At 63.4% G+C, this 13,948-nt stretch carries 13 protein-coding genes; 9 read left to right on the forward strand and 4 right to left on the reverse strand.

The window, feature by feature from the left end; genetic code table 11:
• Nucleotides 1–63: 63 nt before the first annotated feature.
• A complete protein-coding gene (locus VSX60_RS06670) occupies nucleotides 64–654 on the reverse strand; it encodes a small ribosomal subunit Rsm22 family protein (protein ID WP_327623372.1) in 591 nt (196 codons plus the stop codon).
• Nucleotides 655–834: 180 nt separating this feature from the next.
• Here VSX60_RS06670 and VSX60_RS06675 point away from each other — a divergent pair, with 180 nt between their 5' ends.
• Both VSX60_RS06675 and VSX60_RS06680 read left to right on the forward strand, forming a co-directional pair.
• Complete coding sequence (locus VSX60_RS06675) at nucleotides 835–2,280, forward strand: homospermidine synthase (RefSeq protein ID WP_327623373.1); 1,446 nt, start codon at nucleotides 835–837, stop codon at nucleotides 2,278–2,280.
• A gap of 113 nt (nucleotides 2,281–2,393) precedes the next feature.
• The gene (locus tag VSX60_RS06680) at nucleotides 2,394–2,840 is read left to right on the forward strand and encodes a nuclear transport factor 2 family protein (protein ID WP_327623374.1); all 447 of its coding nucleotides are present in this window, start codon (nucleotides 2,394–2,396) and stop codon (nucleotides 2,838–2,840) included.
• Between the two features lie 22 nt (nucleotides 2,841–2,862).
• Here VSX60_RS06680 and VSX60_RS06685 read toward each other — a convergent pair whose 3' ends face one another.
• A complete protein-coding gene (locus tag VSX60_RS06685; RefSeq protein ID WP_327623375.1) occupies nucleotides 2,863–3,630 on the reverse strand; it encodes an STAS/SEC14 domain-containing protein in 768 nt (255 codons plus the stop codon).
• A gap of 237 nt (nucleotides 3,631–3,867) precedes the next feature.
• Here VSX60_RS06685 and VSX60_RS06690 point away from each other — a divergent pair, with 237 nt between their 5' ends.
• The 4 genes from VSX60_RS06690 (at nucleotide 3,868) to VSX60_RS06705 (ending at nucleotide 7,084) form a co-directional block, all read left to right on the forward strand.
• Complete coding sequence (locus VSX60_RS06690) at nucleotides 3,868–4,230, forward strand: hypothetical protein (RefSeq protein ID WP_327623376.1); 363 nt, start codon at nucleotides 3,868–3,870, stop codon at nucleotides 4,228–4,230.
• A gap of 204 nt (nucleotides 4,231–4,434) precedes the next feature.
• Nucleotides 4,435–5,496 carry a ferrochelatase gene (hemH, locus tag VSX60_RS06695; RefSeq protein WP_327623377.1) on the forward strand — a complete coding sequence of 354 codons (1,062 nt, stop codon included), beginning with the start codon at nucleotides 4,435–4,437 and terminating at the stop codon, nucleotides 5,494–5,496.
• Nucleotides 5,497–5,618: 122 nt separating this feature from the next.
• Nucleotides 5,619–6,623 (forward strand): SPFH domain-containing protein, encoded by a 1,005-nt coding sequence (locus VSX60_RS06700; protein WP_327623378.1) that lies wholly within the window; start codon nucleotides 5,619–5,621, stop codon nucleotides 6,621–6,623.
• Nucleotides 6,620–7,084 carry an NfeD family protein gene (locus VSX60_RS06705; protein ID WP_327623379.1) on the forward strand — a complete coding sequence of 155 codons (465 nt, stop codon included), beginning with the start codon at nucleotides 6,620–6,622 and terminating at the stop codon, nucleotides 7,082–7,084. The genes VSX60_RS06700 and VSX60_RS06705 overlap by 4 nt, the downstream gene beginning before the upstream one ends.
• Before the next feature lie 24 nt (nucleotides 7,085–7,108).
• On the opposite strand, the gene VSX60_RS06710 is transcribed toward VSX60_RS06705, so the two are convergent.
• Nucleotides 7,109–8,104, reverse strand: coding sequence for a KpsF/GutQ family sugar-phosphate isomerase (locus tag VSX60_RS06710; RefSeq protein ID WP_327623460.1), 996 nt, complete (start codon nucleotides 8,102–8,104; stop codon nucleotides 7,109–7,111).
• A 469-nt stretch (nucleotides 8,105–8,573) separates the two neighbouring features.
• On the opposite strand from VSX60_RS06710, the gene VSX60_RS06715 reads away from it, so the two are divergent.
• A complete protein-coding gene (locus VSX60_RS06715) occupies nucleotides 8,574–10,052 on the forward strand; it encodes an outer membrane beta-barrel protein (protein WP_327623380.1) in 1,479 nt (492 codons plus the stop codon).
• A gap of 22 nt (nucleotides 10,053–10,074) precedes the next feature.
• Here VSX60_RS06715 and galU read toward each other — a convergent pair whose 3' ends face one another.
• Nucleotides 10,075–10,980: a UTP--glucose-1-phosphate uridylyltransferase GalU gene (galU, locus tag VSX60_RS06720; protein WP_327623381.1), complete on the reverse strand. Its 906-nt coding sequence runs from the start codon at nucleotides 10,978–10,980 to the stop codon at nucleotides 10,075–10,077.
• 235 nt (nucleotides 10,981–11,215) lie between these two features.
• On the opposite strand from galU, the gene VSX60_RS06725 reads away from it, so the two are divergent.
• On the forward strand, nucleotides 11,216–12,436 hold the full coding sequence (locus VSX60_RS06725; protein WP_327623461.1) for a lytic murein transglycosylase: 1,221 nt from the start codon (nucleotides 11,216–11,218) through the stop codon (nucleotides 12,434–12,436).
• A 25-nt stretch (nucleotides 12,437–12,461) separates the two neighbouring features.
• Complete coding sequence (locus VSX60_RS06730; protein ID WP_327623382.1) at nucleotides 12,462–13,901, forward strand: SGNH/GDSL hydrolase family protein; 1,440 nt, start codon at nucleotides 12,462–12,464, stop codon at nucleotides 13,899–13,901.
• Nucleotides 13,902–13,948 lie beyond the last annotated feature (47 nt).

Here is a 13,948-nt window from a genome sequence, read left to right on the forward strand (position 1 = left end):
CAAATCTGATGAAACAGCCTTTCCCATGAAGCACCTCCTGCTCACAGAGAATCAAACCGAACATCAAATGGGAACCCGTCGATTCAAATTATTCGCCGGATGCTCTAGGACATCGCGCGTGAACCGCCACAGCCGCGAGACGAGCGGCCCCCGAGCCTCGGGCGCCAATTCGTCCAGGACATAGGCGAGCGTCACCAGATCAGCCGGCGCGCACTCCGCCAGATTCGCTGTCGCATCGCCGCGCACCCAGCGCGTCGCCACCGCCAATCCCTCTTCCGCGAGCGCCTGGCCAACGGCGAGCGCAGGCGCGCTCGCCTCCACCAGCGTCGCCTCGCGCAAGCTTTCGAAGGCATCGCTGGCGGCCCAAAGCGCCGTGCCCGGCCCGGCACCGATATCGAGAAGCGTGTCTGGCGCGAAATCCGGACGCCGCAGCGTGATCTGCTCCAGGCTGGCCCGGATTGCGGCGAAGGTCGCCGGCATGCGGGCCGCCAGATAGGCGAGCACCGCCGGCTCGCCATCGAGGTGCTGACGCCCGTCGCGGATCTCGGCGCGGTAGCGTCCCGACAGCCGTTCGCCCGCGCTCCGCAGATCATCGAGCGCATGGCGGTCGAGCCGTGCGTCGAGCGCCTGTCTCAACGCGGCGGGAAGTTGCATCGTACGGCCTGCAATTGTGATCTCGATGGTCTCGCGGCCGTGTCGACAACGGCCGTTTCGCCCCTTCGATCATCCCGCTCGATCATCGCGCTCTCTCACCCCGCTCTTCCATTCGTCGTCGAACTGCTCTAGCGGCTTCGCGCAACGTTCCGGCGCAACAATCATCGAAAGGGATGCCGCATGGCCAAGAAGAACCACCCGGTCCACGCCAAGATCACCGGCCCGGTCGTGATGATCGGTTTCGGCTCGATCGGCAAGGGCACCCTGCCGCTGATCGAACGCCATTTCGACTACGACAAACAGCGAATGACGGTCATCGATCCGAACGACGCCGACAAGCATCTCCTCGACGAACGCGGCATCCGCTTCGTCAACGAGGCCGTAACCCGGAAAAACTATCGGGATCTGTTGACGCCGCTGCTCACCGAAGGCGACGGCCAGGGCTTCTGCGTCAATCTGTCGGTCGATACCGGGTCGCTCGACCTGATCAAGCTCTGCCGCGAACTCGGCGTGCTCTACATCGACACCGTGGTCGAGCCGTGGCTCGGCTTTTACTTCGACGAGTCTCTCTCCAACGCCGATCGCACCAACTACGCCCTGCGCGAGACCGTCCGTAAGGAAAAGCGCAAGAATCCGGGCGGGACAACCGCCGTTTCCTGCTGCGGGGCCAATCCGGGCATGGTCTCCTGGTTCGTCAAACAGGCCCTGGTCGACGTCGCCCGCGAGGTCGGCCTCGATTTCGAGGAGCCGACGCAGGATGACCGCGACGGCTGGGCCAAGCTGATGAAGAAGGCCGGCGTCAAGGGTATCCACATCGCCGAGCGCGACACCCAGCTCGCCAAGGCGCCGAAGCCGATGAACGTGTTCTGGAACACCTGGTCGGTCGAGGGTTTCCTGTCGGAAGGCATGCAGCCCGCGGAACTGGGCTGGGGCACCCATGAGAAGTGGATGCCGAAGAACGCCAACAAGCACAAGAAGGGCCACCAGTCGGCGATCTATCTGGAGCAGCCGGGCGCCAATACGCGCGTGCGGACGTGGTGCCCGACGCCGGGCGCGCAATACGGTTTCCTCGTCACCCACAACGAGTCCGTTTCGATCGCGGACTTCTTCACCCATCGCAACCGCGACGACGAAGTGACCTACCGGCCGACCTGCCACTACGCCTATCACCCCTGCAACGACGCGGTATTGTCGCTGCATGAGCTGTTCGGCGCGGCTGGCAAGATTCAGCCGGAGCATCATGTCCTCGACGAAAGCGAGTTGACCGACGGCATCGACGAACTCGGCGTCTTGCTCTACGGTCACGATAAGAACGCCTATTGGTATGGCTCGCAGCTCTCGCTGGAGGAAACCCGCAAGCTCGCGCCCTACCAGAATGCCACCGGCCTGCAGGTGACCTCGGCTGTCCTGGCGGGCATGGTCTGGGCGCTGGAAAATCCCGAAGCCGGCATCGTCGAGACCGACGAAATGGACTACAAGCGCTGCCTTGAGGTGCAGTCTCCCTATCTCGGTCCGGTCAAGGGATATTACACCGACTGGACGCCGTTGACGGATCGTCCGGGCCTCTTCCCCGAGGACCTTGACGAAAAAGACCCTTGGCAGTTCCGGAACATCCTCGTTCGCTGAGCATTTAACGTCCGGTTGCGCTAATGCGTATCGACCGGCGATGCGGCGTCGGGACGTATGACGCCTACAATTTGAGGGATCGGGCTTGGATCCGGTCCCTCCCGGAGCAAAGCATGGCTGATACCGACGCGAAGCGCGCGGTCGTCGAAGAGGTGATGGAAGCGGTGATGGCGGGAGCGGGCGGGACGATCGCCCGGCATTTCGCTCCCGGCGCCAAAGTGTCCCAGCGTAGCAACGCGGAACAGTCTGACATGCCCTGGTTCGGGCGGATGGAGGGCGAATTCGAGCTTCAGGGCGAGGAACAGGCGCGGGCGTTCTTCGACGAGATGTTCAAGCGCACCACCTATCTCTCCTACGAGTTGCGCGGTCTGGTGTGCGAGATGGACGAAGCGGCCAGCCGATGCGACTGGTCACGCCGGGATGATAAGACCGGGACGCTGATCACCGGGACGACCATGTATTGGTTCACCTTCACCAGCGACAACCGCATACGGTCGATCGAGACGATCGGTTCGATTCATTCCGTCATCCCGTCCCGCAAGGCCGAACCCGTCAGCTAAAGCGACGGCAAAGCACGTTACGCTACAAGATTGGCTCGGCCTCGACCCAGGCCCAGGCTTCCGCCTCCCGCTCCGCCGGAAACGTTCGCATGTCGACATCGAACAGCGGATTCATCGTCGAAATCATCTTGGACATCCATCCGGGCGCGCCGACGATGGCGTAGCGCTCCACCTTCCGCATGGCCCCGAGCTTCATGGGGATCAGACCGCTCTGCATGAGGATGGCCGGATCGAAGCCGCCCAGATGCTTGATGCGACCGAGCAGGCGGACTTTGTCGTGACGGTCGAACAAGGCGTTGATCTCAGCGAGTACGGTCGGGAACTCCGACTCCGAGATCACGCCGTCGACCTCGAAAGCGAGAACGTCGTCCCGCGATGTCGGCAGGAACCGCACCGCCGGGGTATCGGCTTGTGGCAGCGCGGGAAGCTCGGCGGCCCATTTCAGCGCTTCTTCAACCTGCTCCGGAGCAAAGCTCTTCATTTCGAAGTTCGGGAACAACGGGCTGAAGAAGCCGGTCACCGCTCGGGGCCATTCCTTGTCCGAGATCACGGCGCCGCGCCTGAATTGACGGATATGGGACAAAAATTCGAGATCGGCTTTCATTCCCTCGAGCAGAGCGTCGGCATCCATGTCCGAAAGGCCGGTGACGTCGACGCACAGGCTGATGTCGCCATGCCAGCCCAGCATCGTCTCGAGCAGTTCCTTGTAACGCTTGATATCCTCTCCGATGACCTTGCCACTCAGCCGAAATGCCAAAACATGGCTCGGGGCGGCCAGTTGCGCGAACATCGTAATCTCCTTTGCTGCGTGCGTGCGAACAGGGATGATGTCACCGGCGACGCTCCGGCCCTTTGATCGAAAGCAATTCATTTGAACAAAATGCGATAGACTTTTAATCGACGCGTGGACTAGGCTTTCACGACTAGGCTTTCACGACTGGTTTCGTGGTTTGCCCCCGTTGGGGTTCGGTTCGGCGCTTGATTCTCGGCCTGGAGGGTGCCGCGCCTAAATTTTGGGGTTCTTCTGATGCGTCGTCTCGCTGTTTCGCTCCTGCTCGCGACTTTTGCTCTCAGCGCCTGCCAGACCGAGCAGCGGGCCCAAGTGTTGCCGGCTCAGCCGCAGGGCATCGAGGGGCGCTGGGCTTCGATCGGCGGCCCGGTCGCCTATACGGCAACCTTCCAAAATGGCCGTTTCACCTCGGTCGAGCGGGCGACCAACGGTCTCCTGGCCTCCGGCAACTATACCGATCTCGGTCCCGGCCAAGTGAATCTGCTCTACACATCGACCACGCGCAACCAGCAGGTTTCGGCCAACTGCAATCAGGTCGACGCGAATCGCCTTTCCTGCGCGACGTCCAGCGGCAACCGCTTCGATCTCGCCCGCGCCTGAGGAATTTGTCGCAGGGGCAAACGGCCTCGACCCGCTTCACCCTCCGGCAAAATTTCCTATATCCCGGTCTCCACCGAGGGCCGTCCGCAGGCCGCAACCATACCGGGGCCGTTTACCGGGTGACACGGTCGCGGCTACGTGCGGTTGGCCAGGCGATGAGCCAAGCAAGATTTTGCTCCCGCGAGACTGTGCAAGGACGCGACGATGACTGCCCTGACCAAGACGATCGCCGAGCGGGCGATCGGCCCCCTCCCGGCGGGCCACCCGCAGGTCAAACAGCCGAAGGTCGGCGTTCTCCTGGTCAATCTCGGCACGCCCGACGGCACCGATTTCAAGCCGATGCGGCGTTATCTGAAGGAGTTCCTCTCCGACAAGCGGGTCATCGAGTGGCCGCGCGCCGCTTGGTATCCGATCCTCTACGGCATCGTGCTCAACACGCGGCCGAAGAAATCCGGCGCCGCCTATGCCCAGATCTGGAACAAGGAACGCAACGAATCGCCGCTGCGGACCTTCACGCGGGCCCAGGGCGAGAAGCTGGCGGTGCGCATGGCCGGCGACGCCTCGGTCGTCGTCGACTGGGCCATGCGCTACGGCCAGCCCTCGATCGCCGAGCGCACCGACGCCCTTCTGGACCAGGGCTGCGAGCGCATCCTGGTCTATCCGCTCTATCCGCAATACGCCGCCTCGACGACGGCAACGGTGAACGACAAATTCTTCCAGCACATGATGGGTAAGCGCTGGATGCCGGCCGTGCGCACGGTGCCAGCCTATCACGACGAGCCAGTCTATATCGACGCGCTCGCCCGCTCGATCGAAACCCATCTCGCCGGTCTCGATTTCGAGCCGGAACGCGTGATCACCTCCTATCACGGCATTCCGCAGAGCTATTTCCGCAAGGGCGATCCCTATCACTGCCACTGCCAGAAGACCTCGCGGCTACTGGAGGAGCGGCTCGGCTGGCAGCCCGGCCGGCTGATGACCACCTTCCAGTCCCGCTTCGGGCCGGAGGAATGGCTGCAGCCCTATACCGACAAGACCGTCGAGGCATTGGCCAAGGAGGGGATCAAGCGCATCGCGGTGCTCAATCCGGGCTTTGTCTCCGACTGCCTTGAGACCTTGGAGGAGATCGCCGGCGAGGCTGGCGAGATCTTCCACGAGGCCGGCGGCGAGAAGTTCAGCCACATCCCCTGCCTCAACGATTCCGAACCGGGCATGGACGTCATCGAGGCGATGGTGCGGCGGGAACTGAGGGGCTGGCTCGACTGAGCCCGATTGGCCGCATGGGCGGAAGATCGCTTGCGTCGCGCACCGCCTGACGCGATAGTCGCACACCGGTCGGTGATACGGGTCCGCGCCGAGCGACACCGTCCCGAGCGGATGGAGGTGACATGCTCTCGGGCTCTGGAATTTTCGTCCTCGTTCTTCTGTTCTTCGCGATCGTCGTCCTGTTTTCGACGGTCAAGACGGTGCCGCAGGGCTATAACTACACGGTCGAGAAATTCGGCCGTTACACCCGCACCCTGACGCCGGGCCTCAACATCATCCTGCCGTTCATCGAGCGCGTCGGGCGCAAGCTCAACATGATGGAGCAGGTGCTGGACGTGCCGACCCAGGAGGTTATCACCCGCGACAACGCCTCGGTCGCGGCGGACGGCGTCGCCTTCTATCAGGTGCTCGACGCGGCGGCCGCCGCCTACGAGGTCTCCGGGCTGGAAAACGCCATTCTCAATCTCGTCATGACCAATCTGCGCTCGGTCATGGGCTCGATGGATCTCGACGACCTTCTGTCGAACCGCGACGCGATTTCGGAAAAGATCCTGCGGGTTGTCGATCAGGCAGCCAGCAGTTGGGGGATCAAGATCACCCGCATCGAGATCAAGGACATCAACCCGCCGAAGAACCTCGTCGATTCCATGGCCCGGCAGATGATGGCCGAACGTGAGAAGCGCGCCGAAATCCTGGAAGCCGAAGGTTCGCGCAATGCCGCGATCCTGAGGGCCGAGGGCGAGAAACAGTCGCAGATTCTGCAGGCCGAAGGCAAGCGCGAGGCGGCATGGCGCGAAGCCGAGGCGCGTGAGCGGCTGGCCGAGGCCGAGGCGACCGCCACCCGCGTCGTCTCCGAGGCGATCGCCGCCGGCGACATCCAGGCGATCAACTATTTCGTCGCGCAGAAATACACCGAAGCCCTCGCCAAGATCGCCTCGGCGCCCAATCAGCGTGTCGTGCTGATGCCGCTGGAAGCCTCGTCTCTGATCGGCTCGATCGCCGGCATCGCGGAGGTCGCCCGCGCCACCTTCGGCGAGTCCGGCCAGGCCGCTTCGCGAACTACCCCGCGCGTACCCGCAAGCGGTAACCGGGCTCCAGATTCGCCGATGGGACGGAGCGAAGCGTGAGCGTCATCATCGAGGCACTGTCGGACTATGGCTGGTGGATTCTCGGCCTCGTTCTGCTCGCGCTCGAAGTCGTCCTGCCGGGTGTTTATCTGCTTTTCTTCGGCATCGCGGCGCTGATCGTCGGCATGAACACCCTGTTTCTCGGCACCGGCGGCTGGTTCGGCTGGGAACAGCAGGTTCTCGCCTTCGTCGTGCTGTCGGCCATCAGCGTCTATCTCGGGCGGCGCTGGTACGGCTCGAAAAGCGAGGCCGGCGGATCCGGTTTGCTCAACCGCCGAACCCGCCGTCTGATCGGCCGCGAGGCGGTATTGACCCAGGCGATCGTCAACGGTCGCGGCCGCGTCGCCATCGAGGATAGCTGGTGGAGCGTCGAGGGCCCGGATCTGCCCGAGGCCAGCCGCGTGCGCATTATCGGCGCGACGGGATCGGTTCTGACGGTGGAGCCTGTCCAGCCACTCTGACGGGCCGTTTGCCGTGCCCCGCAGTCAGGCGACGCCGATCCGCAACAAATCGTGCAGATGCACGATCCCGACCGGTCGCTTTTGGCGCACCACCATCAAAGCCGTGATGTTGAGGCTGTTGACGATGTCCAGCGCCTTGACGGTCAGGGTTTCCGGCTCGATCGTCTTGGGGTCGCGGGTCATCACCGCGTCGACCGTCTGCCTGAGAAGGTCGTCGCCCAGATGCCGGCGCAGATCTCCGTCGGTGACGATGCCGGTGAGGCACCCATCTGGATCGACCACGGCCACGCAACCGAAACCCATGCGCGACATCACGATGATCGCTTCCGACATCGGCGTGCCGGACGGAACCAGCGGCATCGCCTCGCCGACATGCATGATGTCGCCGACATGCATCAGGCTCGCACCCAGCTGACCACCGGGATGGAAGACCCGGAAGTCGCCCGGCGTGAAGCCGCGACGCTCAAGCAGCGCGACGGCAAGGGCGTCGCCGAGCGCCACTTGCAGCGTCGTCGAGGTAGTCGGAGCCAGGCCGTGCGGACAGGCTTCGGCGACCCGCGGCAATGTCAGCGCCTCGTCGGCCTCGCGTCCGAGCGTCGAATCGGAGCGGGACGTGACCGCGACGAGCGGAATACGGAAGCGCCGTGAATAGGCAACGATCCCCTTCAGCTCGGCGGTCTCCCCGGACCACGACATGGCGAGGATGGCATCGTCCCGACCGATCATGCCGAGATCGCCGTGATTGGCCTCGGCCGGATGGACGAAGAACGCCGGGGTACCGGTCGAGGCGAAGGTTGCCGCGATCTTGGCGCCGATATGCCCGCTCTTACCAACGCCGGTGACGATCAGCCGGCCCTTGATGCCTTGAATGATATCGAGAACGCGCTCGAACGGCGCCGCCATGCCGGTCTTCAACAGACCCGCCAGCGTCATCAGCCCCTCGGCTTCGGTCTCGATCGTGCGCACGGCGGACTGCGCGCCGAGGCGCGCGCCGACGTTGTCAGGCTCGGGTTTGGGAATCACGTTCGTCGCATGCTCCTGTCGGGCTCCGCCATCACGGCTCCATCACCGTCGATCGCAGACCGTTGGGGCCAGATGATGACATGTGCGGGCATTCCAAGTCCACGACGGGATGCGCCCCCCCCCCCCGGTAACGACTTCTTAACCATGAAAATTTACCAATCGGCAAGCTCGGGTTTTGCCGCGCGTGCTCGCAGAAGGTGCAGACGACGCCGCGATGGTTTGGACATTCCACCGATTCCGATTGACGCTGGCCACCGCCGCTCTTGGCCTTGCCTCGTCTTTCCCATCCGGGCTAGGCCCGGTGGCGGCTTTCGGGCAGACGCTTTCCATGCCGGAACTTCGGACCGATGGGGAACTGCTCGGATCGCGGGGTCTCGATGGCTTGCGAACCAATACCCGCACCCTCGGCAGCGCGTCCCAAGAATTGAATGCCCCGGCTCCAACATTGCGTCCGCGAGACCGTCCGTTGCTCGACGAGGCCTTGGAGCCTCCGGCCAGCGAGCCCCCGAGGTCGATCCGGGAGTTCAACCTGTTCGACGGACCTGCGACCAAGGCGGACGCACTCGACACTACGATCCTTCGCGCGCGCCCGGCCGAACCGGTCAAGCCCGTGGATTCGCGATCCGTCCGCGTTGACGACGCTGCGAAAGATCAAGCCGCGCAAGACGAACTGCGCCGGCAGAACCGCCGTCCGTCGACCCGCCTTCAACCAAGCAACCCGCCGCTCGCCGCGGGCGTCGCCGGCGAAGCTCTGGCCGCTGATTCCAGCCTGCGGACCAACCGGCCGGCCGAGGCCATCGGCCGCATTATCCGCCGCCACGAGGCCGATCCCTTTGCGCCCGTCGGCATCCGCGCCGGCAGCCTGATACTCTATCCCGAGCTGATCCAGACCCTTGGCGCCTCGACCAATCTCGACAAGATCGCAGGCGGAGAAGGCGGCGTTTTCAGCGAGACGACCATCTCGGCGCGGCTCCTGTCCGACTGGTCGCATGACGAGGCGGAGCTGAACTCGCGTCTCACCTTCCGCCGAAATTTCTCCGGCGAGACCCGCGACGACCCGGAGGCGGCGGTCGATGGTCGATTGCGGTTCGACCTCGACCGCGTCACGACCGCAACGCTGAGGGGCGCGGTGGCGTATCGCCGCGAGGATGTTAGCGAAATCGACACCACCCTGCGCAATTCCGACCGCCCCGAGGTCCTCAACGCCTCGGCCTCGGCGCAACTTCAGCGCGATTTCGGCCGGCTGCGCGTCACCGGCACCGGAACCGCCGCCCGCGAGGCCTATTTTGGCCTGCCCTCGGGTTCCCCCGACCAGAGCTACACGACGCTCACGGCGGGGTTGAGAACAGGCTACGAACTGTCGCCGGCGCTCACGCCCTTCATCGAGGGCAGCGTCGGTTGGCGTTTGTTCGACGATTCGAACAACGGGGGGCCGAACGATGTCGAGCGGGATTCGCTGCTTCCCTCGCTGCGCGCGGGTCTGGCGCTGAACCTCACCGAGAAGCTGACTGGTGAGATCGCCGCAGGTTACGCCTGGAACCTGCCGGACGATCCGGCCGTCGAGGCGACCGGCACGCCAACCCTCGACGCCAATCTCGTCTGGTCGCCGCGACGCGGGACGGACATCACGATCGCCGCCCGCACCGCTTTCGATCCTGACACCACAGGCCAGTCCACCACGACATCCTACGAAGGGTCCATCGGCCTGCGGCGCGTGCTGACGGCGCGGGCCGACCTCACTGCGGCCCTGAGCGCCGAATACAGCGATTCGACGCTTCCCCAGGCCGACGAGACCACCCTGACCGGCGAGACCGGCATCACCTACTGGCTCAACCGAACCCTCGCCTTCACCGGCCTCTACAACCATCAGGAAGTCTATGCGCAATCGCCTGGCGGCGACTACAGCGCCGATACGATTCGTCTCGGTGTGAAGCTGCAGCGCTAAGAGGCCAGACGAGCGACATCCACTATTTTGCCGCGACGGCCTCGCCGTTCGGCTCCACCGTATGAATCAGCCGTTCGATATTATCGATCACCTTTTCCCGGATATCCGGGCGCCACAGGGCGAAGGCGACGTTGGCCTCGACAAAACCTTCCTTCGACCCGCAGTCGAAGGTCCGGCCGGCAAACGGATACGCCGAGAATTCCTGGCGGCCCGCCAGTTTCAGCATTGCGTCGGTGAGCTGGATTTCGTTGCCGGCGCCTTTTTCCTGGGTCTTCAGGATGTCGAAGATTTCCGGCTGCAGAATGTAGCGGCCCGAAATGTAGTAATTCGACGGCGCGTCGGCGGGCTGGGGTTTTTCCACCATGCCGTCGACACGGAAACCGGCCCCGACCGCCTCGCCCTCGCCGACGATGCCGTATTTCTGCGTCTCGTTCGGATCGCATTGTTCGACCGAGATCACATTGCCGCCAGCGGTTTCGTAAAGCTCGACCATCGCGGCCAGACAGCCCTTTTCCGCCTGCATGATCATGTCCGGCAAAAGCAGTGCGAACGGCTCGTTGCCGACGAGCTCGCGGGCGCACCAGACTGCGTGCCCGAGGCCGAGCGGGGCCTGCTGGCGGGTGAAACTCGCCGTGCCTGGCTTCGGCTGCAAATCGTCAAGCAGCGCCAGCTCCACCGACTTGCCGCGTTCGGCCAGGGTGTTGGAAAGCTCGACCTGGATGTCGAAATAGTCCTCGATGACCCCCTTGTTGCGGCCGGTGACGAAGATCAGGTGCTCGATCCCGGCCTCCCACGCCTCATCGACGACGTACTGGATGACCGGCCGATCGACGACCGTCAGCATTTCCTTCGGAATGGATTTCGTCGCCGGCAGGAAGCGCGTGCCAAGACCAGCGACAGGAAAGACGGCTTTTCTGACTTTTTTCATGATGGCTTGGTCCTCGGATTCGTGGCGACATGTCGCGAATAGGCCGCTGGGTGGACGCCGTTATTTGAGCATCCCGCCGCCTTTTCGCCGTGAAATAGCGAAACAACTCGGCAAAACCAGTCGACCGCGGGTTCGCGACCCTGCGGAGTGGTGAACGAACTCTTAACGACCTCGCCGTAGTCTTCCAACCTCGCTCAGCCGAATGAAATGACCAAGGAGAAGACACATGCAACGAATGACCGGACCCCGCTTGAGATGGCTCGGATCGGCCCTCGTCGCGGTGGTCGTCTCGATCTTTCTCGCGGCCCCGGCCTTCGCCGATGCCGGTTTCCAGCGGTGGATCCAGAATTTCGAGAGCGTTGCCGCGAAGAATGGCGTCAGCCGCAACGTCTATCGCGCCGCGTTCGCGGGCGTCACGTCGCCCGATCCGGATGTTCTTGAGAAAGCGCGCTACCAGCCTGAGTTCAAGGACACGGTGTGGGACTACGTCGACAACCGCGTCAACGACGAGCAGGTTGCCAAGGGCCATGCGATGCGCGCCAAATATGACAGCTGGCTCGATCGCATCGAAAAGCGTTTCGGCGTCGATCGCGACATCCTTTTGGCGATCTGGTCGATGGAGACAAATTACGGTCAGATTCTCACCCGCGACGACGTAATGAAGAGCTTGCCGCGCTCGCTTGCCACGCTTGCCTATCTCGACAAGCGCCGCGGCAAATTCGCGCGTCAGCAGCTCATCGCGGCGTTGAAGATCGCCCAGGCCGGCCAAGTCGCTCCGGACAAGCTGATCAGCTCATGGGCTGGTGCCATGGGCCACACCCAGTTCATCCCAACCAGTTACCTCGCCTACGCCGCTGACATCGACGGCGACGGTCGCGCGAACATCTGGGAATCGGTCCCCGACGCGCTCGCCACGGCTGCCAATCTCTTGCGCAAGAATGGCTGGCAGCCTGGCAAGACCTGGGGTTACGAAGTGGTCGTTCCGGACCGCTATCAGGGCAAGCTCGAGCGCGACAACCGCAGCCTGGGTGAATGGCAAAGCCTTGGATTTCTGCGGCCGAACGGGAAGGGTTTCCCCAATCCCTCGGACAATGCCAATCTGGTTCGTCTGGCCGGCGACAACGGACCGGCGTTTTTGATGACGAAGAACTTCTTCGTCCTGAAAAGCTACAACAACGCCGACAAATATGCGCTCGCCGTGGGCATGCTCGGCGACCGGATCGGCGGATATGGTGGGCTCTATCGCGACTGGCCGCGTGGTTACACGCCGCTTTCCAGCCAGGAGCGCTACGAACTCCAAAAGCATCTTGCCTCCAGAGGCCTTTATGACGGCAAGATCGATGGTAAGATCGGTTCCGGATCGAAATCGGCGATCATGTCGTTACAAGGTAGGGCCGGCATGGCGCAGGATGGCAATGCGTCCAAGGCACTGTTGGAGTTCCTCCGACGCAACTGACCCCAGAGCGGGAAGTAGAGGCCCCATGATGGCACGGCAGGCGACGATGGCAGGATGGCGGCGGGCGCGCTTGGCCTTCGTCGCAAGCTTGGCCGGTCTCGCGGTCCTGATCACCGGGTTGGCACCCGCAAGCACCGCCTCGGCCCAAGAGCGCCCACGGACCGTCCTGGAGATGCTGTTCGGCGGTGGTACGCGCGCCGTGCCGGAACGCCGCGTCATTCGCAAGAAGGTGATCCGTAAGAAGAAACCCTCGGCGCGCAAACCGGCCACGGCCAGCAGAAAGGCCAAGGTTCAGCGGAAGGCGCGACCGAGTTCACCCAAAAAGCCGCAACGTGCGAGCCAGAAGGCGACGACGCCTGCCAGTATCTCGCAGGTCGCTGAGAGCGAGCAGACACCCAAGGACGCCAATGCCCAGAAGGTGCTGGTAGTCGGCGATTTCCTTGCCGATTCCCTCGCTGATGGCCTCAACGCGATCTATGATGACAACGAAATGGTCACGGTCGAATCCCGGATCAACGGCTCGTCCGGGCTGGTGCGTGACGACTTCTATGACTGGCCGAACAATCTGGGTCCGATCATCGACGAAGAAAAGCCGGCGGTGCTCGTCATGATGATCGGGTCCAACGACCGGCAGCCGATCGAAATGGGATCGGGAACGCTGTCGCCACGATCCGAGACTTGGACGACGGAGTACGAAAAGCGCATCGGTGAAATCGCCGAGATCGTGAAGAACCGCAATGTGCCTCTGATCTGGGCCGGAATGCCGTCGTTCAAATTTGAGCGGATGAGCGAGGACATGGTCTTTCTCAACGATCTCTACCGCAAGGGCGCGACGAAGGTTTCCGGCCAATTCGTCGATATCTGGGAAGGCTTCGTCGACGCGAATGGCAGCTTCGTCTATTCGGGTCCAGGGGTCAGCGGCCAACAGGTGCAGCTTCGCAATTCCGACGGCATCACTATGACCGACGCCGGCGACGACAAGATGGCCTTTTTCGTGGAGCGCGCCATCGCCCGCGTCTTGAAGAACTCGGCCTCTCCCTTGATCAGCCTGTCGGACGAACAGTTGCCGAACATGCAATTGCCGCCGCTCGGCAATGCCGCCAACGCGGTGAGCGCGGCGCCCATGTCCATCGATGACCCGGCGCTCGCTGGGGCCGAAACGCTTCTGGGCGGCGGAGCGACCAGCGGCTTCACGCTGGAGCCATCGCCGCGCGACCGCCTCATCGCCGGCAACGGAACCGGAGACGTGCAAGGCCGCGCCGACAATTTCGCCTGGAACGAAAAGACCCGCGCCGTGGTGCCGGAGGGGCCGCCGATTGCCTATCGCGGCTCGCTGGACCTGAACGCCGTTCGCGCCTCCGAAGGCATCAAGCCGCCGGAAGAAATGCCGTCGATCGTCGATGCGATCATCCAGGATTGGGCCGACGATAACCAGGCCGCCAAGGGCGACGCCCCGGCCAACTGACTGCGATCAACGAAGCGCGGCGCGGCGAGTGACGCGCGCGATAGATC

Origin of the sequence: Aurantimonas sp. A3-2-R12 (assembly GCF_036016755.1) — a bacterium.
GTDB lineage: Bacteria > Pseudomonadota > Alphaproteobacteria > Rhizobiales > Rhizobiaceae > Aurantimonas > Aurantimonas coralicida_A.

Excerpts from the sequence above, each read along its gene's own strand:
- galU (WP_327623381.1), bottom strand. The coding sequence starts at position 10,980 with ATGAAAAAAGTCAGAAAAGCCGTCTTTCCTGTCGCTGGTCTTGGCACG.
- VSX60_RS06675 (WP_327623373.1), top strand. The coding sequence starts at position 835 with ATGGCCAAGAAGAACCACCCGGTCCACGCCAAGATCACCGGCCCGGTC.
- VSX60_RS06725 (WP_327623461.1), top strand. The coding sequence starts at position 11,216 with ATGACCGGACCCCGCTTGAGATGGCTCGGATCGGCCCTCGTCGCGGTG.
- VSX60_RS06680 (WP_327623374.1), top strand. The coding sequence starts at position 2,394 with ATGGCTGATACCGACGCGAAGCGCGCGGTCGTCGAAGAGGTGATGGAA.
- VSX60_RS06700 (WP_327623378.1), top strand. The coding sequence starts at position 5,619 with ATGCTCTCGGGCTCTGGAATTTTCGTCCTCGTTCTTCTGTTCTTCGCG.
- hemH (WP_327623377.1), top strand. The coding sequence starts at position 4,435 with ATGACTGCCCTGACCAAGACGATCGCCGAGCGGGCGATCGGCCCCCTC.
- VSX60_RS06685 (WP_327623375.1), bottom strand. The coding sequence starts at position 3,630 with ATGTTCGCGCAACTGGCCGCCCCGAGCCATGTTTTGGCATTTCGGCTG.
- VSX60_RS06730 (WP_327623382.1), top strand. The coding sequence starts at position 12,462 with ATGATGGCACGGCAGGCGACGATGGCAGGATGGCGGCGGGCGCGCTTG.
- VSX60_RS06690 (WP_327623376.1), top strand. The coding sequence starts at position 3,868 with ATGCGTCGTCTCGCTGTTTCGCTCCTGCTCGCGACTTTTGCTCTCAGC.
- VSX60_RS06670 (WP_327623372.1), bottom strand. The coding sequence starts at position 654 with ATGCAACTTCCCGCCGCGTTGAGACAGGCGCTCGACGCACGGCTCGAC.